The sequence below is a fragment of the Janthinobacterium sp. CG_23.4 genome (assembly GCF_029892305.1).
GTDB classification, from domain to species: Bacteria; Pseudomonadota; Gammaproteobacteria; order Burkholderiales; family Burkholderiaceae_D; genus Janthinobacterium; species Janthinobacterium lividum_D.
The window spans coordinates 844,278-867,590 of sequence record NZ_JARXUX010000001.1; the positions used below are offsets into that span (position 1 = coordinate 844,278).

Sequence of the window (23,313 nt, forward strand, 5' to 3'; positions counted from 1 at the left end):
GCTGTCTCCTGGGTTGACAGGCAATCCCGGCGCGCCCTGTTGTACGGCACTACTTGGAAGTGGAATTGCCTATATGTATCATACGCCGCCGCCGGGCTTATGCAATCGCTGCGGGAAAGATCGTGTGCCACAGGCGCGTCACGTTGCCGGCATGTAGGCGCACGCGTTCCGGTTCCACGCGGGCCAGGTCTTGTCCCTGCAGGCGTAACTGGTGCTGCAGCTTGCGCAGCGCGCGGTAGGCGTCGGCGACCAGGGCGGCCAGCTGCGCGTCAATCAAGCCCAGTTCGCCGCACAGGCGCAGCAGGGCGATATTGCCCGAGTTGGCCGTCAGCTGCGGATACTGCGCCGCGTGTTGCAGCACCAGGTATTGCACCATGAACTCGATGTCGATCATGCCGCCCGGATCTTGTTTCAGGTCAAAGCTGCCAGGGCGCGATGGGTGGGCATCGAGCATCTTCTTGCGCATGGCCACCACTTCGCCCTTGAGTGGGCCGTTTTCGGGACGCTCCTTGCGCAAGATCGTGTCGCGGATGCGTTCGAAATGCTTGCCGATGGCGATGTCGCCGGCGCAGAAGCGCGCGCGCGTGAGCGCCTGGTGCTCCCACACCCAGGCGGCGCTGCCCTGGTAGCGCTCGAAGGCCTGCACGCTCGAGACCAGCATGCCCGAGGCGCCATCGGGGCGCAGGGCGATGTCGATGTCGAACAGGATGCCGGCCGAAGTGTGCGAGGTCATCCAGGTAATGAACCGCTGCGCCAGCTTGGCGTACAGGCCCGGTGCTTCCTGGTCGTCGTCGTCGAACAGGAAGATGACGTCGAGGTCCGAGACATAGCCCAGTTCCTTGCCGCCCAGCTTGCCATACGCGATGACGGCGAACTTCGGCACCTCGCAGTGGCGTGTCGGCAAGGTTTGCCAGACCGCTTGCACGGTGGCGGCGACGATGATATCGGCCAGCTGCGACAGGTAGTCGGCCAGCTTTTCCACACTCAGGTCGCCCGCCAGGTCTTGCGCCAGGCACTGGAACAGCTGCGCATGATGTGTTTCACGCAGGATATCCATCTGCCGCTCCGTGTCGCCGGGAGCGTCGTCGAGCTGGCGCTGCAACTCCAGCGCCAGCGCGTTTGGATCGGGCACCGTATTGCGGATGCCTTCGTCTAACAGCTCGTCGAGCAGGATCGGGTGTTGCGTGAGAAAGGTGGCGGCCCAGCCGCTGGCGCACACCATGCGCACGACGCGCTCGAGCGTATGCGGATATTCGGTCAGCAGCGACAGATACGCCGAGCGGCGCGCGATGGCTTCCAAAAAGTCGAGCAGCCGGCCCAGGGTGGCCAATTGGCTGGCGTTACCGTTGGAAACGGAGCAATCGGAGATCAGGGGCAGGGCGGCATTGACGAGGGCGACGAGGCGCGTGCGGCTCGCCTCGGGCAAGGACTGCAGGCGCGGTGCCTGCCACGTGGCCAGCAAACGGCGTGCGCAGGTGGCGCTCTCATGGAAGCCCAGGGCGGCAAAGCGCGCCTCGATGGCTTCCTGCTGGTCCGAGGCGGCGCAGTCGTTCGAGGTCTGCGGGTCGATGCCCGGATCGACCGGCGGCGTGCCGCTGCTCTTGTCGCTGAACATCTCGTCGAATTGCGCTGCGACAAACACGCGGTGCGTTTCCAGTTGGGCCAGCAGAGTGGGCGTGTCGGGCAAGCCCATCATTTGCGCTACGCTCAGGCGGTCGGCCTCGTTGGCGGGCAGGGTGTGGGTTTGCGCATCGTCCAGGTATTGCAGCCGGTGTTCGAGATTGCGCAGGAAAGTGTAAGAGTCCAGCAACTGTTGCACGATGGCTGGCTCCAGCAAGCCCTTCTCTGCCACCGTGCGCAAGGTGGCGCGCGTGGGGCGCTCGCGCAACTCGGCATCGCGTCCGCCGCGTATCAATTGAAATACTTGCGCCAGAAATTCGATTTCGCGGATGCCGCCACGGCCCAGCTTGACGTTGTTGCTGCGGTCAGGATGCAAGCGTTCCTGGCGGTTGACCTCGGCGCGGATCTGGCCGTGCATGGTGCGGATGGCGTCGATGACGCCGAAATCGAGGTAGCGGCGGAAAACGAAGGGACGCACGATGGCGTCGAGCGAGGCGATGTCGGCCGCCTTGCCCGTCACGGCACGTGCCTTGACCCAGGCATAGCGCTCCCATTCGCGCCCTTGCACGATCAGGTATTGCTCCACCATGCCCAGGCTGGCGGCCAGCGGGCCGGAGTTGCCGTTCGGGCGCAAGGCCATGTCGACGCGGAAGGTAAAGCCGTCTTGCGTAATCTCGGACAGGGCGGCGATCAGTTTCTTGCCCATGCGAATGAAAAATTCGTGGTTGGACAGGCTGCGCTGGCCCGGCACGGTGATGCGCGTGTCGCCATCTTCCGGGTAAACAAAGATCAGATCGATATCCGACGAGACGTTGAGCTCGCCGCCGCCCTGCTTGCCCATCGCCAGCACCATCAAGGCCTGTTCCTCGCCCGATTCTTCGCCAACCGGCATGCCGTGCAGAGTCACCATCTCGGCCATGATGGCGTCCACATGCGTGCGGATGGCAAAATCGGCAAAGGCCGTCATGGCCGTGACGACTTCGTTCAAGTCGGCCTGGCCGTTCAGGTCGCGCTCGATCAAGCCGCACACCAGCAGGTTGCGCAGGCGGCGCATGGCCCGTTCGGTCGGTAGCGGCGGCGTCGCGGCGTTCGATTGCTCGGCCAGTGCAGCGGCAAAATCGAGGCTGTCGAGCGGCGCTTGCACCAGTTGCGCGACCTGCGCTGTGCGCTCGGGGGCGGCGCCCAGCCAACGCTGGTAGAAACGGGAGGCGGAGATCAAAGGCTGTGTGCTCATGGTGTCGGTAAGGCTCTCGTGAATACTGCTTGCATGGTTCTTGATAACTTGGCTGCGAACGGCGGGGGATGCGGTAAAATTGTGCCGCTGGCGCAAATGCCGCCGGCAGTGCGTGCGCTTCCAGATGATGGTAAGGGAGGCTTTGCTCAGAAGCAAGCGCAAGGAGGCAGGCGCGCACCACGAATGCAGACGATTTTTGCCATTATTTGACGCCGGGCCAGTTTATTAGCTTATTGATGCAAAAACCGCCAGAAGCAAGCGTGACAGAGCATGTGCCCTTGGCCCTGCGCTGGCAGCGGCTGCGTGCCGCCTATCGCATGGCCAACCTGGCCACCCACCATGTGTTGGGTTTTACCATCAAACTGGTGCTGCTGGCGTATTTCGCCTTCGCCGTGCTGTTTTTATTGCTCCGTTACGCCATCTTGCCCAATATCGATTATTACAAGGGCGATATCGAGCGGGCGGCCAGTCGCGCGCTGGGCAACCGTGTCAGCATCGCGCGTATTTATGCCTCCTGGCATGGCGTGCGGCCCAATCTCTTCCTGGGCGACGTGAGCTTGCGCGACCAGGCGGGCCGCCAGGCGCTGAGTCTGCCGAGCGTCTCGGCGACCGTATCGTGGTGGAGCGTGCTCGGTTCCGTACGCTTCTATAATCTGGAAATCACGCGCCCCGACCTGGCCGTGCGGCGAAGCAAGGGTGGCCAGCTATACGTGGCCGGCGTGCTGCTCGACAGCACGCAAGGCAGCGATGGCAAGGGCGCCGACTGGCTGTTGTCGCAGCATCAGATCATCATTCGCGACGGCAAGGTGCGCTGGACGGATGAAGTGCGCGGCACACCAGAGCTGGCACTGGAACAGGTCAACTTGCTGCTGCGCAACCGCTGGCGCAGCCACCGGCTGGGCTTGCAGGCCACGCCGCCTGCCAGCCTGGCGGCGCCCATCGATGTGCGCGCTCACTTCGTGCATCCGCCCTTCAGCACGCGCATCTCGGATGTGTCGATGTGGAAGGGGGAACTGTACGCCGACCTGAAAAACGCCGACCTGGCCGCCTGGCGCAGCTATTTCGACTACCCGTTCGAGCTGAGCCAGGGCAAGGGCGCCCTGCGCGCCTGGCTGAGCCTGGATCACGCGCGCCTGGCCGGTTTTACGGCCGATGTCAGCTTGTCGCAGGTGCAGGCGCAGCTGGGCGAGCATATCGCCCCGCTCGACCTGTTGTCGGTCAGCGGGCGCATTTCGGCAAAGGAAGAACTGTCGGCGCAAGTGCCCGACGGCAAGCCCACCTTTGGCGCGTATGGGCACCAGGTGGAGTTGACGAATTTCGCGTTGGAAACACATGATGGGCTCAGCCTGCCGCCCACGACCTTGTCCGAACATTTTGTTGCGGCCACCAGACGCAAGCCGGCGCGCACGGAAATCACGGCCAAGTCGCTCGATTTGCAAACCCTGGCCGCGTTGGCCGACAAATTGCCGCTCGGCGAGCAGCAGCGTCAGCGCCTCGATGCCCTGGCGCCACGCGGGCGTTTGCAGGATTTTTCAGCGCAATGGGAAGGCGACATGGCTACGCCCGCCAGCTATCGCCTGCGCGGCAAGCTCATCGACCTGGGCCTCAATGCGCAGCCGGCGCGCCTGGCCGTGGCGAAGACGGCGACCAGCGCCGCGCAGGCGGCTGCGCCGGCTATTCCAGGCTTCGACAAACTCAGCGGTAGCATCGACGCCAACGACAAGGGTGGCAGCATCAGCATCGAGGCACAAGACCTGGTGCTGCAGTTCCCCACCTACCTGAGCGAACCGGCCTTGCCGTTTGAGCAATTTACCATGCAGGCGCGCTGGGCCTTCGAAGCGGACAATATGCTGCAAGTCGGCTTGGACAAGCTCGACTTCAATCAGCAAGGCTTGCGCGTCGTTTTGCAAGGCACGCACCGCCTGCCGCTCGACGGCAAGAACCTGGGCCAGGTCGACTTGACAGGCACGCTCGATAATTTCCAGATCAACACCATCGGTCGCTATCTGCCGCTGCAAACCCCCGAGCACCTGCGCCATTGGCTGACGGGCGCGCTGGAAGGCGGCATGGCGCGTGATGTCAGCCTGCGCTTGCGTGGCGAGCTCGAGCATTTCCCCTTCAAGGCCGACACCGCGGCCCAGCGCAGCCGTGGCGATTTCCGCGTGGCCGGCAAGATCGAGAACGGCATCCTCAATTATGCGCCCGGCGAATTGGCGGAAAACGGCCCGCTGGCAGGCAAGGCGCCGTTGTGGCCGCAGGCGGAAAAAATCAAGGGCAGTTTTGTCTTCGAGCGGGCGCGCATGGACATTCGCGCTGACACCGCGACCACGGGCGGCGTGGCTTTGACGAATGTCAAGGCCGTGATTCCCGACCTGACCGTATTCGACACCTTGCTCGATATCGACGGCAACGCGGCCGGTCCGATGCAGGAATTTCTCAAGTACGTGACGGCCAGCCCGGTGCTGGGCTGGATCGAACATTTTACGGATGAAACGACGGCGACGGGCAATGCCAGGCTGGCGCTCAAATTGCACTTGCCGATCGAACGCATGCTTGAGTCGACCGTGCAGGGCAGCTTGCAGCTGGCGGGCAATGACGTGGTACTGTTCCACGACATGCCGCCCGTGCTGGGCACGCAAGGCAAGATCGAATTCAATGAAAAGGGCGTCAACCTGAATGGCTTGAACGGCAGCTTGCTGGGCGGGCCGCTGGCCATCTCGGGTGGTACGCAGCCGGACAATTCCATCCAGGTGAAACTGGCCGGCAACATGACCATCGATGGCTTGCGCAAGACGTATGCGGCGCCCGTGTCGCAGCGCCTGGCGAAACATTTGAACGGCGGCGCGCGCTATAGCGGCCTGATCACGGCGCGCGACCATCAGGTGGTGGTCAATGTCGAGTCGCCGCTGACGGGCCTGGGTCTGGATTTCCCCGCCCCCCTGAAAAAGGCGGCTGGCGACAGTTTGCCTGTGAAATTCACACTCACGGGCAACGCGGCGAACGGCGCCGGCCTGCGCACCGACGATATCCGCATCGTGCTCGGTGCTGGCATCGCTGCGCGCTACCAGCGCCAGAAGCAGGGCAAGGATGCCTGGCGCCTGGTGCGCGGCGGCATCGGCGTCAACGTCGCGGCACCGGAACCGGACAGCGGCATGATGCTTAACGTCAATATGAAAACGCTGGACGTGGATAGCTGGATCGCCGTCGGCAGCGAGATCGCCGGCAGCGCCACCGCGCCAGCCGAGGCGGGCGGCAATGCCAACGATGCACCCGATATCGCACAATACGTGGTGCCCGACAGGATGGCGGCGCGGGCCAGTGAACTGATGCTGGGCGAACGCAAGCTGGAAAACGTGGTCGTGGGTGCCACGCATCAAAAAGATGTGTGGCAAGCCAATATTGACGCTAAACAAGTGTCGGGCTATGTGACGTGGCTGGAAACACCGTCCGGCCTGGGCAAGATGACGGCGCGCTTGTCGTCGCTGATCATTCCGGAATCGGCCGCCAATGATGTGAAGAATTTGCTGGAAGGCAAGAGCGGCGCCCAGTCGATTCCCTCGCTCGATATCATCGCCGAGCAATTTGAACTGTTCAACAAGAAGATCGGCCGGCTGGAGTTGCAGGCCTACAACACCATGGCCGCTGACGTGCGCGAGTGGCGCGTGGGCAAGCTACAACTGTCCAATGCTGATGGCGCGCTGAGCGGCAATGGCAAGTGGGTCATCAAGGATGGGCAAAGCACGACCAGTCTGCGTTTCGGCCTCGATATCGTCGATGCTGGCAAACTGCTCGAGCGCTTTGGCTTTGCCGACACGGTGCGCCGCGGCAAGGGCCGCCTGAGCGGCGACATCGCCTGGAACGGCTTGCCGTATTCGCTCGATATTCCCTCCCTGTCGGGGCAGATCGAGATGAACGTGGAGTCGGGCCAGTTCCTCAAGCAGGACCCGGGCGCGGCCAAGCTGTTGGGCGTGCTCAGCCTGCAAGCCTTGCCGCGTTTGCTGAAACTCGATTTCCACGACGTATTTTCCGAAGGCCTGGCCTTCGACGGCATCACGGCCAACGCCAGCATCAAGCGCGGCGTGGTGAGCACCGACAACCTCAAGATGCACGGCGTGGCGGCCACGGTGCTGATGGATGGCAAGGCCGACATCGCCAACGAAACGACGAATTTGCACGTGGTGGTGATCCCCGAATTTAATCTGGGCACGGGGCCGCTGGTGTATGCGCTGGCCGTCAACCCCGTCATCGGTCTGGGCAGTTTCCTGGCGCAATTGTTCCTGCGTGCCCCCGTGATGAAGGCGCTCACTTACCACATGCAGATCGCCGGTCCGTGGAAGTCGCCCGTCGTGACCAAGCTCGATGGTGGTAAATTGGAGCCTGTCGCCGTGCCTGCCGCCTCAGCCGGGGAGGCAGTGGCGAAATAGGCGAGGCGTTCGAATGGATAAGAGATGGCAATGATGGATACAGTCGCAGCAGTACAAATGATTTCCTCGCCTTGCGTGGAAGAAAACCTGGCCACGGCGCAGCGCCTGGTGGCGCAGGCCGCCGCCGCTGGCGCGCAACTGGTGGTGCTGCCCGAATACTGGGCCATCATGGGCCAGCAGGAAACGGACAAGCTGGCCCATGCGGAACAGCCCGGCAGCGGACCCATCCAGGATGGCATGGCGCAGATGGCGCGCCAGCACGGCATCTGGCTGATCGGCGGTACCTTGCCCTTGATCTCCGGCGAGGAGGGCAAGGTCTTGAATACCACGCTGGTATACGACCCGCAGGGCGAGCCGGCCGGTCGCTACGACAAGATCCACTTGTTTGGTTTTACGCGCGGCACCGAGTCCTACAACGAATCGCACACCATCGTGCCGGGCGCGCAAGTGCGCGCTATCGAGACGCCGTTCGGCCGCGTCGGCCTGTCCGTCTGCTATGACTTGCGCTTTCCCGAACTGTACCGCGCCATCGGCGATTGTGCGCTGATCGTCGTGCCGGCCGCATTTACCCATACGACGGGCAGCGCGCACTGGGAAGTGCTGCTGCGCGCGCGCGCCATCGAAAACCAGTGCTATGTGCTGGCCTCGGCGCAGGGCGGCTTGCACCCGAATGGCCGGCGTACCTGGGGCCATAGCATGCTGATCGACCCGTGGGGCGATGTGAAAGCCGTGTTGCCCGAAGGCGAGGGTGTTGTGAGCGGTAAAATCGACCTGGTGTTTTTGGCTGGCGTGCGCGAATCCTTGCCTGCCCTGGCGCACCGGACGATGTGAATTAAACTGTGAGAAAAAGCGATGAAGCCATTTGAACCCAATCTGTCCAGCCTGGCCGTGGCGCGCAGCATTCTGCTCACGCCCTTCGGCCTGGACGAAGACAAGCTGCTAAAAGCCCTGGGCACGATGTTTACGCACAAGGTCGACTATGCGGATCTGTATTTCCAATCGACCAAGAGCGAAGGCTGGAGCCTGGAAGAGGGCATCGTCAAGACGGGCAGCTTTTCCATCGACCAGGGCGTGGGCGTGCGCGCCGTGTCCGGCGACAAGACCGCCTTTGCCTATTCCGACGACATTTCCGAGCAGGCCTTGCTGGAAGCGGCGGCAGCGACGCGCACGATTGCGCGCGCCGGCGCGGGCAGAGTCAAGATCGCGGGCCAGATGCAGCCGCAGGGTGGGCGTTCCTTGTATCTACCCAATGATCCGCTGGCCTCGCTCGATGCCAAGGCCAAGGTGCAACTGCTGGAGCGCGTGGAAAAGATGGCGCGCGCGAAAGATCCGCGCGTGGTGCAGGTGATGGCCGGCCTGGCCGGCGAATACGACGTGGTGCTGGTGCTGCGCAGCGATGGCGTGCTGGCGGCCGACATTCGCCCGCTGGTGCGCGTCTCGCTCACTGTGATCGCGGAACACAATGGCCGGCGCGAAACCGGTTCGGCCGGTGGCGGCGGGCGTTACAGCTATGACTATTTCAGCGATGCCGTACTGGAACAGTATGCGGCAGATGCCGTCAATTCGGCCTTGGTCAATCTGGAAGCGCGCCCAGCGCCGGCCGGTCCCATGAGCATCGTCTTGGGACCGGGCTGGCCCGGCATTTTGCTGCATGAGGCGATCGGCCACGGCCTGGAAGGCGATTTCAACCGCAAGGGTTCCTCTGCATTTTCCGGATGCATCGGCGAGCGCGTGGCTGCCAAGGGCGTCACGGTGGTCGATGATGGCACCCTGGTTGGCCGCCGAGGCTCGCTAAATATCGATGACGAGGGCAACCCGACACAGTGCACGACCCTGATCGAGGACGGCATCCTGAAAGGTTACATCCAGGACACCATGAATGCGCGCCTGATGAAGATGCCTGTGACGGGCAATGCGCGCCGCGAATCGTTCGCCCACCTGCCCATGCCGCGCATGACGAACACGTATATGCTGGGCGGCGACAAGGACCCGGGCGAAATCCTCGCTTCCGTTAAAAACGGTTTATATGCCGTCAACTTCGGCGGCGGCCAGGTCGACATCACGAACGGCAAGTTCGTCTTCTCGGCCAGCGAAGCGTACATGATCGAAAACGGTAAGCTCAGCTATCCAGTGAAGGGCGCGACCCTGATCGGCAATGGCCCGGACGTACTCAACCGCGTCTCCATGATCGGCAACGACATGCGCCTGGACTCCGGTGTGGGCGTGTGCGGCAAGGAGGGGCAGAGCGTGCCGGTGGGCGTCGGGCAGCCGACCCTGCGCCTCGATGGCATCACCGTTGGTGGCACGGCTTAAGTGCTGAAACGCCCGCTAGGTCCGCCACGTTGATGAAGATCAGAACGTGTACTTCAGCCCGGCACGGATCCGGCGTGTATGCGAAGGTCAGACGGGAAAAGGTGGGGCACCTGGACGCGCCTGCCACGGTGGCCTCAGCATTGATAGCGAGCCGCCCGCGCATGTGCGTGCGCAGCGCACAACTTTTTATGCTTTTTTTCGCCCTTTGCCGTGTAAAACGGCGGCAGCATGCGGCTTTGCCGACAAATATGCTTGCCTATCCTTGCAATTTAGGTTTATAGTCGTTCATCACTTATGGATCACTCGCATGTTCGCTCGCCACTTTTTTACCGCTTATTTTTACTTTAGCAATTCCAACCCAAAGGCGGTGGAGTAGCGGTCGGTTCACGTAGCAGCAAAAACGAGATCCCAGCAAATTCTAAAAAACCGCCACTGATGGCGGTTTTTTTTTACCCAGATGTTTTACCCTTCCTTAAATTTTGGAGAAAATGATGCCCCGCACCGATGATTTGCGCATTCGCGAAATGAAGGAATTGACCCCGCCGTCCCACCTGATCCGCGAATTCGCCTGCTCGGAGCAAGCCGAGCAGACCGCTGCCAGTGCCCGCATCGCCCTGCACCGCATCCTGCACGGCCAGGACGACCGCCTGATGGTGGTGATCGGGCCTTGCTCCATCCACGATACCAAGGCGGCGATGGAATATGCGCGCCTGCTGGTCAAGGAGCGCGCGCGTTTCGCAGGTGAACTGGAAATCGTCATGCGCGTCTACTTCGAGAAGCCGCGCACCACAGTGGGCTGGAAGGGCTTGATCAATGACCCGTACATGGACAACAGCTTCCGCATCAACGATGGCTTGCGCATGGCGCGCCAACTGTTGCGCGATATCAATGAGCTGGGCTTGCCAGCCGGCACCGAGTTCCTCGACGTGATCAGCCCGCAATACATCGCCGACCTGATCAGCTGGGGTGCCATCGGCGCACGCACCACGGAGTCGCAGGTGCACCGTGAACTGGCCTCGGGATTATCGTGTCCCGTCGGTTTTAAGAATGGTACGGACGGCAATGTCAAGATCGCCGTGGAAGCCATCAAGGCCGCCTCGCAGCCGCACCATTTCCTCTCCGTCACGAAGGGCGGCCACTCGGCCATCGTCTCGACCAACGGCAACGAGGATTGCCACATCATCTTGCGTGGCGGCAAAACGCCGAACTACGATGCAGCTAGCGTGGATGATGCCTGCAAAGCCATCGCCGCACAGGGCCTGGCAGCGCGCCTGATGATCGACGCCTCGCATGCGAACAGCTCGAAAAAACCGGAAAACCAGATTCCCGTGTGCGCCGACATCGCCAGCCAGGTAGCCGGCGGCGACAGCCGTATCGTCGGCGTCATGGTGGAGTCGCACCTGGTGGCGGGGCGCCAGGATTTGATCGAGGGCAAGGAATTGATCTATGGCCAATCCGTCACGGATGGCTGTATCGACTGGAGCGCCAGCGTGGCCGTGCTGGAAAACCTGGCGGCCGCCGTCAAGCTGCGCCGCTTGCAGGGTGGCGCGAAATAGCCTTGTTTGAAAGCAGAAAAAAAACCCCCGACGGAGTCGGGGGCTGCTGAAAAGAGCATGAGCAGGGCGCCGAGGCGCCCTGTTTTTCATGCTGATTACTTGAAGGTATAGCCTGCGCTGGCGTAGATGAAGCGGCCGCGTGGGTCATACTGGTTGATGTCATAGCCCGACTGGAACTGATTGCTGACGGGCACAAAGACACTTGGCTGCTTGTCGAACAGGTTACGTACGCCAAAATTGAGCGTCACGGCCTTCATCGGTTTGTAGCTGACGTTGGTGTCGTACAGTGCTTGCGCACCGACGAAGTTGCGTACCTGGTCAACTTGGCGATTGCCGGTCTCATAGCGTGACGAGTAGTTCTGGGTCAGCGTGACAGCCCATTGACCCTGGCTCCAGGTGCCGCTCAGCGCATGTTTCCAACGCATTACCACACCGCCTTGAGCCGCGCCCAACACCGGGTTACCGTCTTTGTCGACGATGGTGCCAACCTTGTGCGAGACGTCGCCGCCAGGGCTGGTCTGGTCGTAGGTATCCATATAGGTACCGTTCATGTTGACGTCAAACCGGCCGACGCTGCTGTTCAGGCGATAGTTGGCAAACAAGTCAACGCCGCGCACGGTGGCGTCGCCGGTATTGGCCAGCGTCGTAATGATGCTGTCGACGTTGTTGCCGTTCAGAGTCACCAGGCCGGCATAGGCTTTATCGCCTGCGCGGAAGCGCGACACGACTTCCTGTGCCGATGGGGTAGCCAGGATGTCCGTGATCTTGATACGGAACCAGTCCGCGCCCACGGTGAAGTTCTCGAATGGCGACAGAACCGCGCCGAGCGACAATTGTTTCGATTTTTCCGGCTTCAGATTAGGATTGCCGCCATTCAGTGAGTTGACTTGCAACTGCGTCTGGTTCGTCGCCGGATCGTTGAACTGTTCCGAAGTTTGCAACGATTGCGGGGTCCACAGGTCGGTCAAGCTAGGCGCGCGGAAGCCGGTGCCGCCCGATGCGCGCAGCAGGACTGCCTTGCTTGGCTGCCAGCGGCCGTTCAGCTTGAAGTTGGTCGAATTGCCGACATCGTCGTAGCGGTCATGACGCACGGCCAGGCCCACGTCCAGCTTTTTCATCAGTGGTACATTGGTTTCGCCGAAGATCGATTTGATGACGCGATCACGGTTCACCGGTGGCACGCCGCCACCCAGGCCGGCGATGTCGCCAGATTCCAGGGCAGCGCTAGGCGAGGTCGTATAGGTTTCCTTGCGTGCCTGCACACCCACCGCGTATTGCGCCGTGATGCCGGCAAATTGCGGCAGGTCGCCAGCCAGTTTGGCATCGAAGATGGTGTTTTTCGATTTTGCGACCAGGGTGTCACCAGTGTATATCGCGCCTTTCAGCTTCTCGGCCAGGGCGCCCGTTTGCACGCCGCCATTGGCCCATGGGTTCCAATTGTTGCTTGGGTCATTGATGATTTTTGCATACGCCACTTGCGAGAAATAGCCGCCAGGAACGGTGCCGTGCGTCTTGCTTTCGTTACTGCTCAGTGCAACCTCATAGTCTTGCTTGCCTATCGTGCCCTTGGCACCCAAGACCAGGCGCGATTGAGTGGCTTCATCTTCGCTGGTACGGTTGCCGTAGTCAAACACGCGGCTGGTGATGGCCAGCGGCTTGCCAATCAGGTCGTTATGGCCCTGGCTGGTCAGATAAGGTACGGCGATCGATTGGTATACCGGGTTACTTGGGTACAGGATCAAGCCTGGGTAGACGCCCTGCTTGCCGAATTCGGCATCGCTGACCAGGAAGCTGCGGCGCAGGGGGCTGCCTTGGAACGATTGGGTTACCGTACTCTTCGAATACAGCATGTCAGCAAACAGTTCGGTGGTCGAGTTCAGCTTGTATGTTGCATTGCCTGTGAAATTGTTCAGCTTGCGTTTCGGGATCAGGCCGACAAAGGCATTGCTGTCGAAGGCGCAGTATGGCGAGCCCTTGGTGGTGTTGGTGTCGTTCTTTACCATGTTGATCGCACCGCAATTATTGCTGGCGGCCAGAGGGTTACCGTAACCTGCGCCCGGGTTAGCGCCGAAGCCTGGCAGGCGATCATCAGGGTACTTGCTTGGATCTACGCCGCCTTCGATATTGCCCTGGCCCGTAGCGCCAGCTGTGTAGTACGGTGACCGGTTGCCGGAAGACGCGTACTTGCGGTCTTTTGCGAACAGTGCTTTTTCATTTTCGGCCGAAGCTGACAGGACGACCGCGTAGCCATCCGATTCCAGGTTGCCGAAGCCGCCCGTGACCGATACTTTGTTGTTCTGTCCGCCGCCGCTGTTGCTTGGGCTGCCGTAGCCCGCGTTGACTTCGATACCTTCGAAGCTTTTCGACAGGATGAAGTTGACTACGCCTGCCACCGCATCAGAGCCATACACACCGGATGCGCCGTCTTTCAGCACTTCGACACGCTCGATGGCGGCCAGCGGAATGACGTTGACGTTGACGGCAGCGCCGCCGCCGCCGGCAAAGGCGGCCAGACGGCGACCGTTGACCAGGACCAGGGTGCGTTCGGCGCCGAGGCCGCGCAGCGAGATCGAGGACAGACCGTAGGTAGAGCTACCAGCGCCCGTGGCGTTGGCAGTTGAACCGGACGAGGACAGGGCGGAAATCGATGTCAGCAATTCTTCCGTGCTGCTGGCGCCGGTACGCGCAATTTCCGCTTTCGTCATAATCTGGACTGGCAGCGCCGTTTCGGAGTCAACCCGTTTCAGCGAGGAACCTGTCACTTCGACTTTTTGAATGGCAGTCTCTTGTGCCAACGCATTGTTAGTCAACAATGCCATACCGGCGACGATGCCGGTCGAGCAAATAATTCTGATGGAACGTGACAGCTTTTTTTCTTCGATCATTATTTTTCCAAAATAGTAAATTAATTGGGATATTGTATTGAGTATCGATTTTTTGTTGGTAGTTTGTCTTTAAACTCATTCATTTCCATCATTATTCAAGACGAGCTTGAATAAAATCAGGCATTCATCAGACCACTTCTGTCGCCGCACTGTCAAGAAGCCTTATTGATAAGTGAGACAAAAAAACAACAGTTGATTTCATGAGTTTTAGGGAGAGTTACAGAACAAGCCACTTGCCAAATACTTAGGCAAGTGGATGCATGGATAGCGCCGATAGAATGGCAGCGTCGGGCGCAGCTCTCCAGTGGCTGACCAGGTAGCGCGACAGGTGCTAAAACGTATAGCTTCCTCGCAAGTAGTAGGCGCGTCCGAGCGGATCCGTGTAGCGCGGGTCATAGCCTTTCTGGAACAACGTTCCCTGATTCGAGAATGGTGGTTCCTTGTCGAACAGGTTTTTCACGCCGGCCGTCAGCAGCAAGCCTTTCCACACGTAGCTGCCCGACAGGTTGAGCAGGCTGTATGACGGGACATCGTGCTTGTATTGCTCAGCAACATTGTTCTGGTCTGTATAGCCGGACTTGAACGATTGCGACACGGTGGCGCCCCAGTTGCCCATGCGCCAGTTCAGGGCTGCCGTATGTTTCCAGCGGAACACTGGGTTGTTGTCCGCATAGCGGCCCACGTTGGCAATGAATGCGCCGCCGCGCTCGTTCTGGTAGTCATACTTGTGGGTCCAGGTGCCGTCGACAGACAGGCTGAAGTCGCCATAGGCACTGCGTCCCAGGCGCGCATTGAAACTTGCGTCGATGCCGTCCGTCTTGACTTCGCCGAGGTTGTCATTCATATCGAGAATCGCAAACGGCGAGCCATCGGGATTGCGCAGGAACAGGGCCTTGTATTTCTCGTAGTTGCCGTAGATGGACTGTTCGGGCAAGGATGAAATCTTGTCCTTCAGGTGGATGTTCCAGTAATCGACGGCAACCGTGATTTCCTTGGTCGGTTCGAGCACCACGCCGAAGGCAAACGTGGTGGATTTTTCGGGTTTCAGCTTTGTATTGCCGCCTTGCAGCTTGAATTGCTGCAAGTCGCAGTCGCGCAGCGGATTGGCGCCCGGTTGCGGCACGCCACCGGGGCACAGGATGGGGTCATTGTAAGAATCGTTGGTATCGTTTTTCGACGGCGGCGCATTCTTTTCAAACAGCGTTGGTGCGCGGAACCCCGTGCTGGCCGAACCGCGCAGCACTAGCGCGTTGCTGGCCTGGTAGCGCAGGGCCAGCTTGGGATTGGTGGTGCTGCCGACGTCGCTGTAATGGTCGAAGCGGGCCGCCAGTTGTACTTCCAGGTCCTTGATAAGCGGCAAGTTGACTTCGCCGAAGACGGCCTGGATGGTGCGCGAGCCGCTCTTCGAGAGCGAACCGGACAGGCCTGAACTGGTGGCCTGGCTGGCGATCTCGCGATTCACATTGAAGTCGGCTTTTTCACGCCGCAGTTCGCCGCCGAGAGCGATGGCCAGCGGGCCGCCGGCCAGTTGCATCAGTTCACGGCTACCCTTGATGTCGAAGCCCGTGGTGGTGACCTTGGCACTCTGCACCTCGCCGCGCAGGGCGGTGCTGTCCAGGTAAGCCTTGCCGGCCGTGTCTTGCATGCCGAAGGGATTGAGGATGCCGTTCAACACGCCGGCGGCAAACGCGGCATCTTGCACATAGCCGCCTGTAAATTTCTCGGACGACTTGCTGATGGCATGGCTCAGGCCCGTCTTGTAGTCCCAGCCAGCGAGCTCGCCTTCGACGGCCAGCACCAGGCGGTCGGCCTTGCCGTCCGAATCGATCTGCCGCTGTCCCGCTTCCACTGGGCGCCAGTTGACGCTCAGCGGCTGGCCCGACAACCCAGGCTGGGCCGGCACGCCGCCTGCGTTGCCCGGATAGTATTTGCTGGTATTGGGCAAGATCAAGCCCGTTTGCGGCGGCGGCGCCGTGCGTGCTTTTACCTTGTTTTCCGAATGCAAGTATTCGAGCGTGGCCAAGTGGCTGCCGCCCAGCTTGAAGGCGCCCTTGCCGAAAAAGGCCATTTGCTCCTGCGCCGGCAAGTCGTCGATCTGGCGCGTGTAATCCTGGCGGCAGGTGCCGTTGGCCGCCGCCACCGACAAGGGCGGATTGCAGCCGCTGGCCGCGTAGGGATTGCCGGCCAGGCCCTTGCCGGCGTTGGCCGCTGCATCGAAGTAGTTGCCGGGGAAAGTGGTGCCGCTGGTGAGCGACAGGCCCCGCTCGGGAATGATGCCGGTCTTGGAAAAATCGCGATCCTGCGACGTCAGCACATTTTGCTTGTGGTAATCGAGCATGCCGAAAATATTGTAGCCGTCCGTGTCGAGCTTGCCGAAACCCGTCGACAGGTTGAGACGGTGCTCGCCGCCGCCCTTGTGTTCGGGCGCGACGACCTCGGCAGTGATGTTGGTGACATTCACCGAGCGCTTGGTGATGAAGTTGATGACGCCGCCAATGGCGTCCGTGCCATAGATGGCCGAGGCGCCGTCGCGCAGCACTTCGACGCGCTCCAGCGCGGCAATCGGGATGATGTTCAGGTCGACGCTGGCGCCGTCATACGGATGGTTGGCGATGCGCCGGCCGTTGAGCAGCACCAGGGTCTTGTCGCCGCCCAGGCCGCGCAAGTCGGCGCTGGCCTGGCCGCCCGTGGGCAAGCCGCTGGTGTTGCCGCCGACGGCGTTGCCGCTGCCCATGCTGGAGGAATTCGAGGGTATCTTGCTGAGCACTTCCTGGGCCGTGGTCAGACCCTGCTTGGCAAAGTCTTCGGCCTTGAAAATGGACAGTGGCGTGGCCGTTTCCGAAACGAGTCGCTTGATGGAAGAGCCGGTGACTTCGACGCGCTGCATGGTGCTCGTATCGCTGACTTCTTGCGCCAGCGCCTGCTGGCCGAACAGGCCGGCGGCGAGGCCACTGGCGCAGATCAAACGGATGGAACGGGACAAGCGTGTTTCTCTGATCATATTCAAGACTCCTGGAAAAGCGGTTGCCTAAAAGGACGAGAACGGCTGCGCCGGAAAGCGCGTCCGAAAATATTGAAAAAGTGAAATGATTTATCTATTTTCAATTAATTGAATGTAATGATCTGTAAAACTCTTTGTCAACACTGCTTTGAGCTTTGTGTATTTAAACAACGCCTGGAAATAGGCATCTTGATTTAAAACAAACACCGTATGTCTTGTGTCCTGTGTTCCTTGCCTGCTCAATCCTGTTTTTTAGCCCGCCGTGCAGGCCGTGGCATCGAATGCTGTGCTGCAGCGCAGACGGGCGCCTGTATATTTTCCCAAGGAAGAAAAAGTGGCATATTGCATCGCAGCAAATCAGGCTTCTGCAGCGCCCCGTGCCTGCACACGCGGGATTTCTCTTTGTCGACTAGGGGAAATATGCGTTATCGTTACGCGTTTTTCAAACCGACGGGAGCGCATCGGCGACCCCGACAAACAAGGCATAGATCTTGCGGTGACGGACTGTTTTTGGCGGTGGAATCCTGTATCGCAGGGCGACGCCAGTACAAGCGCACCAATACGGTGCGACAGATAATCGAGATGAAGGGTATGACATGAAGTCACCATGGATGCGGCGCGTGGCGCTGCTGGCCTGCCTGGCCACTTTGCCGCTGGCGGCCATTGCCGCAGATGCTGCTGCTGCTGCTGCCGCGTCGGTGAAAACCTTGCGCTATATCTTGCCGGCCGCCGAGACCGGCTTTGATCCGGCCACCGCGCGCGACCTGTATTCGAACCACATCACGCAGGCCGTCTTCGACACCCTGTACACCTATGATTATCTGGCGCGCCCCGTGAAGGTGGTGCCTGGCGCGGCGGCCGCCATGCCGGAAGTGTCTGCCGATGGCAAGACCTACACCATCCGCTTGAAGAAAGGCATCTTGTTTACGCCCGACGCTGCGTTTGGCGGCAAGCGCCGCGAACTGACGATGGCCGACTACGTGTATGCGTGGAAGCGCTTGTTCGACCCGCGCCTGGCCTCGCCGCATAGCTGGCTGTTCGAAGGCAAGGTGGTGGGGCTGGACGAGCTGGCGAAGGAGGCGGCCAAGTCGAACAAGCTCGATTACAGCAAGAAAGTGGCCGGTCTGGACATCCTCGACCCGTACACCTTGCGCATTACGCTGACCAAGACCGATTTCAATTTCCCCATGATCCTCGCCTATGTGCCGACGGCCGCCGTGGCGCGCGAAGTGGTGGACAAATATGGCGACGTGAAGGGTGAGGTGGGCTCGAATCCCGTCGGCACCGGCTATTACACGCTCGGTGAATGGACGCGCGGCAACCGCATCGTCCTGAACCGCAATCCACGGCATTTGCCGGAAACGTGGAATTTCATGGCCGGTGATGACCCGGACGACCAGCGCATCGTGCGCCAGATGCAGGGCAAGCGCATCCCCGCCATCGACCGCATCGAAATTTCCGTGATGATTGAAGACCAGTCGCGCTGGCTGTCTTTCCAAAGTGGCGGTACGGACGTGTTCTGGCTCGATGGCCCGCTGGCGCCGAAGGCATTGCTGAACGGCAAGCTGCGTCCCGAGTTGGCGGAGAAGGGCGTGCAACTGTCGCGCCTGCTGGACCCGGAAATCAGCTATTACTACTGGAATATGCAAGACCCGACCCTCGGTGGCTTCAGCAAGGAAAAGATCGCCCTGCGCCGCGCCATTGCCATGGCGCACAATATTGACGAGGAAATCCGCATCATCTGGAATGGCCAGGCCAAGCGCCTCGACTATCCGATCCCGCCCGGCGTGGTCGGCTACGATCCCCACTACAAGAGCTTGTTGCAATACGATCCCGTGCTGGCGAACAAATTGCTCGATAAATTTGGCTATAAGAAGGGTGCCGATGGCTGGCGTACTTTGCCGGACGGCAAGCCGCTCTTGATCCGCTACGCTTCGCGCAACGAAGCCAATGGCGTGCTGCAGGCGGAAATGTGGCGCAAGACGTATAACTCGCTGGGCATCCGCATGGAAAACGATCGCATGATTTTTTCCGATATTTTAAAGACGGAAAAGCAGTGCAAGATGCAGACGCGCACGGCGCCGTGGCTGGCCGACTATCCGGACGGCGACAATTTCATGCAGCTGTTCTACGGGCCGAACACGCACCAGAACAACAACGGCTGCTATCAGGATCCCGAGTACGACAAGTGGTACGCGGCCAGCCAGGCCATGCCTGCCAGCCCCGAGCGCGATGCGCTGTTCCACAAGATGGCGCGCCGCCTGGAAGTGAACGCCGGCGCCCTGATCGGCTACGCGCGCTACCGCAACATGCTGGCGCAAAAGACGGTGCAAGGCTACAAGAAGCACCCGATCCTGTTCCAGGAATGGGCGTATATGGATGTCGACAGCACGGGCACACCGGTGGCTACTCCGGCCCCTGCTGCTCAATAAGCGCAGCGGCCTAGATACGACATACACAATATATACAAGACATACAACAAGGAATCATTATGTTCGCTTATATCCTGCGCCGTTTGTGGCAGATGCTGCCGACCATGCTGGGCGTGGTCCTGCTGGTGTTCATGCTGTTCAATTGGGTAGGTGGCGATCCTGCCTACATTTTGGCCGGCAAGATGTCGAGTGCGGAAAGCATCGCCAACATCCGCCGCCAGCTCGGTGTCGACCAGCCGTACTACGTACAGCTGTGGATCTTCATCCAGCAGATCGTCACCTTTGACTTCGGCCAGAGCTGGGCCACGGGAGAATCCGTGTCTCACATCATCACTTCGCGTCTGGGGCCGTCGATGATGGTGCTGATCCCGCTGACCGTGCTGGAAACCTTTTTTGGCGTGGCGCTGGCGCTGGCCATCGCCTTTGTCCGCGGTTCGCTGACGGACCGCGCCGTCATGATCGCCTGCACGGTGGGCATGTCGGTTTCCATCCTCGTCTACATCATCGTCTTCCAGTACGGCTTCGCTTATAAACTGGGCCTGTTCCCCGTGCAGGGCTGGGGCGACAGCTTCTGGGAAAACCTGCTGCGCTATGCCACCTTGCCGATCCTGATCGGCCTGGCGGTGTCCATCGCACCGACGCTGCGCCTGTTCCGCACCTTCGTGCTCGACGAGGTGAACCAGGATTACGTGCGCACGGCGCGTGCCAAGGGCTTGACGGAAGGGCGCATCATGTGGGTGCACGTGTTGCGCAATGCCGGCATTCCCATCATCACCTATGTGATGTCGAACTTGCCGGCCCTGCTGATCGGTGCCTTCCTGCTGGAGCGCTTTTTCGGCATCCCCGGCATCGGGCGTGAAGTGATTTTGGCGGTCGAGCGCAGCGACTTTCCGGTGATCAAGGCGATCACCGTGTATGTCGCCGCCGCCACCATGCTCTTCAACCTGCTCACCGACCTGCTGTACCAGGCGGTCGATCCTCGCGTACAACTGAAGTAGAAAGAGATGATGTCGAAACCCCATACTTCGCCCGGCCTGTGGGCCCTGGCGTGGCGCCGCTTGCGCGGCGACAAGATTGCAATGGTATCGCTGGCCGTGGTCGCGGCGTTTTTCCTGCTGGTGCTGGCGTCCGCCAGTGGCCTGGTAGGGGCAAACTGGGAAGATGAAGTGGCCCTCAGCTATGCGCCGCCGACCTTCATCGGTGCCGACCAGGATGCGTCCGCAGCCGCTGACGGCGCCATCCCCTTGTCCGACGAGCGCAGCGCGCCCACCCCGGTCAATGTGCTCGACCCGCTGGCCGAGGATATCGCGGAGCTGCGCGCCCAGATGGGGAGTAACCCTGCTGCCGGCGTGGACATGTATGGCGTTGCCGATCCGCTGGCCGACGACTTGACGGCCTTGCGCGCCGGCATGGGCAAGACGAAGAAGCTGATCGCACACAAGGCGTCCACCTTGCCGTTCGGCGCCGACAAGTGGGGCCACGACATCGTGCAGAAAACCATCAAGGGCGGCGAAACGTCGATCGTCGTGGGCCTGGTGGCAGCCTTGCTGGCCGTCGTGCTGGGCACATTGTTTGGCGCCGTGTCCGGCTATTTTGGCGGCATGGTCGATGACTTCTTCAACTGGTTTTACAGCATTTTCACCTCGATTCCATCGATCCTGATGATCTTGACGGTGGCGGCCGTGCTGCAGCAAAAGGGCGTGCTGACCATCGTGCTGATCCTGGGGCTGACTGGCTGGACCGGGCCGTACCGCTTGATCCGCGCCGAATACATCAAGCACAAGGCGCGCGAATACGTGATGGCGGCCGACGCCATCGGCGCCTCGCATTGGCGCAAGATGTTTTCGCATATCTTCCCGAACGTGAGCCATGTGGCTTTGGTGCAAATGTCGATCCTGGTGGTGGGCTTCATCAAGGCCGAAGTGATTTTGAGTTTCCTCGGCTTTGGCGTGCCGGTGGGCACCGTGTCGTGGGGCAGCATGCTCAACGAGGCACAAAATGAACTGATCCTGGGCAAATGGTGGCAGCTGAGCGCCGCCGCCACGGCGATGGCCGTGCTGGTGACGGCGTTCTCGCTGTTGACCGATGCCTTGCGCGATGCGCTCGACCCGAAAGTGAAATAGGAGTTGCTCATGGACCAGAATAACCTGTTGGAAGTGCGCGACCTGCGCGTTACTTTCCGCCTGGACAAGAAGACCACGTTCGAAGCCGTCAAGGGCATCTCGTTCAACGTGCCGCGCAACAGCACCGTCGCGCTGGTGGGCGAATCGGGCAGCGGCAAGTCCGTCAGCTCGCTGGCCGTGATGGGCCTGTTGCCGCCCGATAACACCATCATAGCCCCCGCGTCCAGCATCCACTTCGGCGGGCGCGACCTGCTGCAATTGTCGATCGCCGAGCGGCGCACCATGTGCGGCAAGGATATCTCGATGATCTTCCAGGAGCCGATGTCGTCGCTGAACCCGGTGTTTACCGTCGGCTTCCAGATCGCCGAAGTGTTGCGCCAGCACATGGGCATGAACCGCAAGCAGGCGCGCGCGCGTACGCTGGCCTTGCTGGACGAAGTGGGCATCCCCGATGCGGCCAGCAAGATCGACGCCTACCCGAGCCAAATGTCGGGCGGCCAGCAGCAGCGCGTGATGATCGCCATGGCGATCGCCTGCGAACCGAAACTCTTGATTGCCGACGAACCGACGACGGCGCTCGATGTGACGATCCAGAAGCAGATCATGGACTTGATCGCGGCGCTGCAAAAGAAGCATCAGATGTCCGTGCTGTTCATTACCCATGACCTGGGCCTGGTGGGAGAAATTGCCGACCAAGTCATCGTCATGCGCCACGGCGAAGTGCGTGAAACGGGGGCAGTGCGGCAAGTGTTTGACACGCCCAAAGACCCGTACACCAAAGCATTGCTGCATTGCCGTCCCTCGCTCGACGAGCGGCCGTGGCGCTTGCCTGTGATTGCCGATTATATGCAGGGCAAGGCCGGGCCCGGCGTGGCAGTGAAACAGCGCACGCGCGGCTATACGCCGGGTGACGAACCCGTGCTGGTGGTGAAGAATCTGAGCAAAAGCTTTTATACGCGTGTAGGCCTGTTCGGCAAGCGCGAATTCCAGGCCGTCAAGGATGTGTCGTTCACTTTGCCGCGCGGAAAAACGTTAGGCGTGGTGGGCGAGTCCGGTTCCGGCAAGACGACGGTGGGCTTGACCCTGCTGCGCCTGCACCAGGCCACGGGCGGCACCGCCATGTTCCATGGCAAGGATTTAATCGCCATGCCGAACAAGGAGTACTTGCCATATAAACGCCGCATCCAGATCATCTTCCAGAACCCATACGCGTCCTTGAACCCGCGCTTTACGGTGGGGCAAATTTTGCTCGAGCCGATGCGCATCCACCAGATCGGCGCGAATGACCAGGAACGCATCGCCAAGGCTTACTGGCTGCTAGAGAAGGTGGGCTTGCCGGAGCAGGCTTTCCACCGCTATCCGCACGAGTTTTCCGGCGGCCAACGCCAGCGCATCGCCATTGCCCGCTGCCTGACCATGCAGCCGGAAATTCTGGTCTGCGACGAATCCGTCTCGGCGCTGGACGTATCGGTGCAGGCGCAGGTACTGAACCTGTTGCAGGACTTGCAGGATGAATTCGGTTTGTCGTACATTTTTATTTCGCATGATTTGTCGGTCGTCAAATACATTGCCGACCAGGTCATGGTGATGCACAAGGGGCAAGTGGTGGAACTGGCCGATTCGGACCAGTTGTACCGCAATCCCTTGCATCCGTACACGCGCTCCCTGCTCAGTGCCATACCCAAGGGCTTGCAGTTGTAAGGGGCTTTTTACGGTAAGATAGCG

11 protein-coding genes are annotated in these 23,313 nt (G+C 60.6%); 8 read left to right on the plus strand and 3 right to left on the minus strand.

Translation table 11 applies throughout. The annotated features are described in order from the left end of the window. Window positions 1-97: 97 nt before the first annotated feature. Complete coding sequence (gene glnE / locus H4V96_RS03770) at window positions 98-2,899, minus strand: bifunctional [glutamate--ammonia ligase]-adenylyl-L-tyrosine phosphorylase/[glutamate--ammonia-ligase] adenylyltransferase (RefSeq protein ID WP_280721174.1); 2,802 nt, start codon at window positions 2,897-2,899, stop codon at window positions 98-100. A gap of 215 nt (window positions 2,900-3,114) precedes the next feature. Here glnE and H4V96_RS03775 point away from each other — a divergent pair, with 215 nt between their 5' ends. The 4 genes from H4V96_RS03775 (at window position 3,115) to aroG (ending at window position 11,147) form a co-directional block, all read left to right on the plus strand. After that, the gene (locus tag H4V96_RS03775; protein WP_334686050.1) at window positions 3,115-7,278 is read left to right on the plus strand and encodes a YhdP family protein; all 4,164 of its coding nucleotides are present in this window, start codon (window positions 3,115-3,117) and stop codon (window positions 7,276-7,278) included. A 33-nt stretch (window positions 7,279-7,311) separates the two neighbouring features. Then, a complete protein-coding gene (locus H4V96_RS03780) occupies window positions 7,312-8,109 on the plus strand; it encodes a carbon-nitrogen hydrolase family protein (protein ID WP_128089210.1) in 798 nt (265 codons plus the stop codon). Window positions 8,110-8,130: 21 nt separating this feature from the next. Beyond that, the gene (tldD, locus tag H4V96_RS03785; RefSeq protein ID WP_070345725.1) at window positions 8,131-9,591 is read left to right on the plus strand and encodes a metalloprotease TldD; all 1,461 of its coding nucleotides are present in this window, start codon (window positions 8,131-8,133) and stop codon (window positions 9,589-9,591) included. A 491-nt stretch (window positions 9,592-10,082) separates the two neighbouring features. After that, window positions 10,083-11,147: a 3-deoxy-7-phosphoheptulonate synthase AroG gene (aroG, locus tag H4V96_RS03790; RefSeq protein ID WP_280720704.1), complete on the plus strand. Its 1,065-nt coding sequence runs from the start codon at window positions 10,083-10,085 to the stop codon at window positions 11,145-11,147. Window positions 11,148-11,242: 95 nt separating this feature from the next. On the opposite strand, the gene H4V96_RS03795 is transcribed toward aroG, so the two are convergent. Further along, window positions 11,243-14,032 (minus strand): TonB-dependent receptor, encoded by a 2,790-nt coding sequence (locus H4V96_RS03795; protein ID WP_196856722.1) that lies wholly within the window; start codon window positions 14,030-14,032, stop codon window positions 11,243-11,245. 331 nt (window positions 14,033-14,363) lie between these two features. Continuing rightward, window positions 14,364-17,033, minus strand: a complete 2,670-nt coding sequence (locus H4V96_RS03800) for a TonB-dependent receptor (RefSeq protein ID WP_196856721.1) — start codon at window positions 17,031-17,033, stop codon at window positions 14,364-14,366. A 596-nt stretch (window positions 17,034-17,629) separates the two neighbouring features. Between H4V96_RS03800 and H4V96_RS03805 the strand changes: the two genes are divergently transcribed. The 4 genes from H4V96_RS03805 to H4V96_RS03820 are packed head-to-tail and all read left to right on the plus strand — an operon-like array spanning window position 17,630 to window position 23,289. Continuing rightward, window positions 17,630-19,465: an ABC transporter substrate-binding protein gene (locus tag H4V96_RS03805; RefSeq protein WP_280720705.1), complete on the plus strand. Its 1,836-nt coding sequence runs from the start codon at window positions 17,630-17,632 to the stop codon at window positions 19,463-19,465. A gap of 59 nt (window positions 19,466-19,524) precedes the next feature. Next, a complete protein-coding gene (locus H4V96_RS03810; RefSeq protein ID WP_196856720.1) occupies window positions 19,525-20,463 on the plus strand; it encodes an ABC transporter permease in 939 nt (312 codons plus the stop codon). Window positions 20,464-20,469: 6 nt separating this feature from the next. Beyond that, complete coding sequence (locus H4V96_RS03815; RefSeq protein ID WP_196856719.1) at window positions 20,470-21,588, plus strand: ABC transporter permease; 1,119 nt, start codon at window positions 20,470-20,472, stop codon at window positions 21,586-21,588. 9 nt (window positions 21,589-21,597) lie between these two features. Further along, the gene (locus H4V96_RS03820) at window positions 21,598-23,289 is read left to right on the plus strand and encodes an ABC transporter ATP-binding protein (RefSeq protein ID WP_010395266.1); all 1,692 of its coding nucleotides are present in this window, start codon (window positions 21,598-21,600) and stop codon (window positions 23,287-23,289) included. Window positions 23,290-23,313 lie beyond the last annotated feature (24 nt).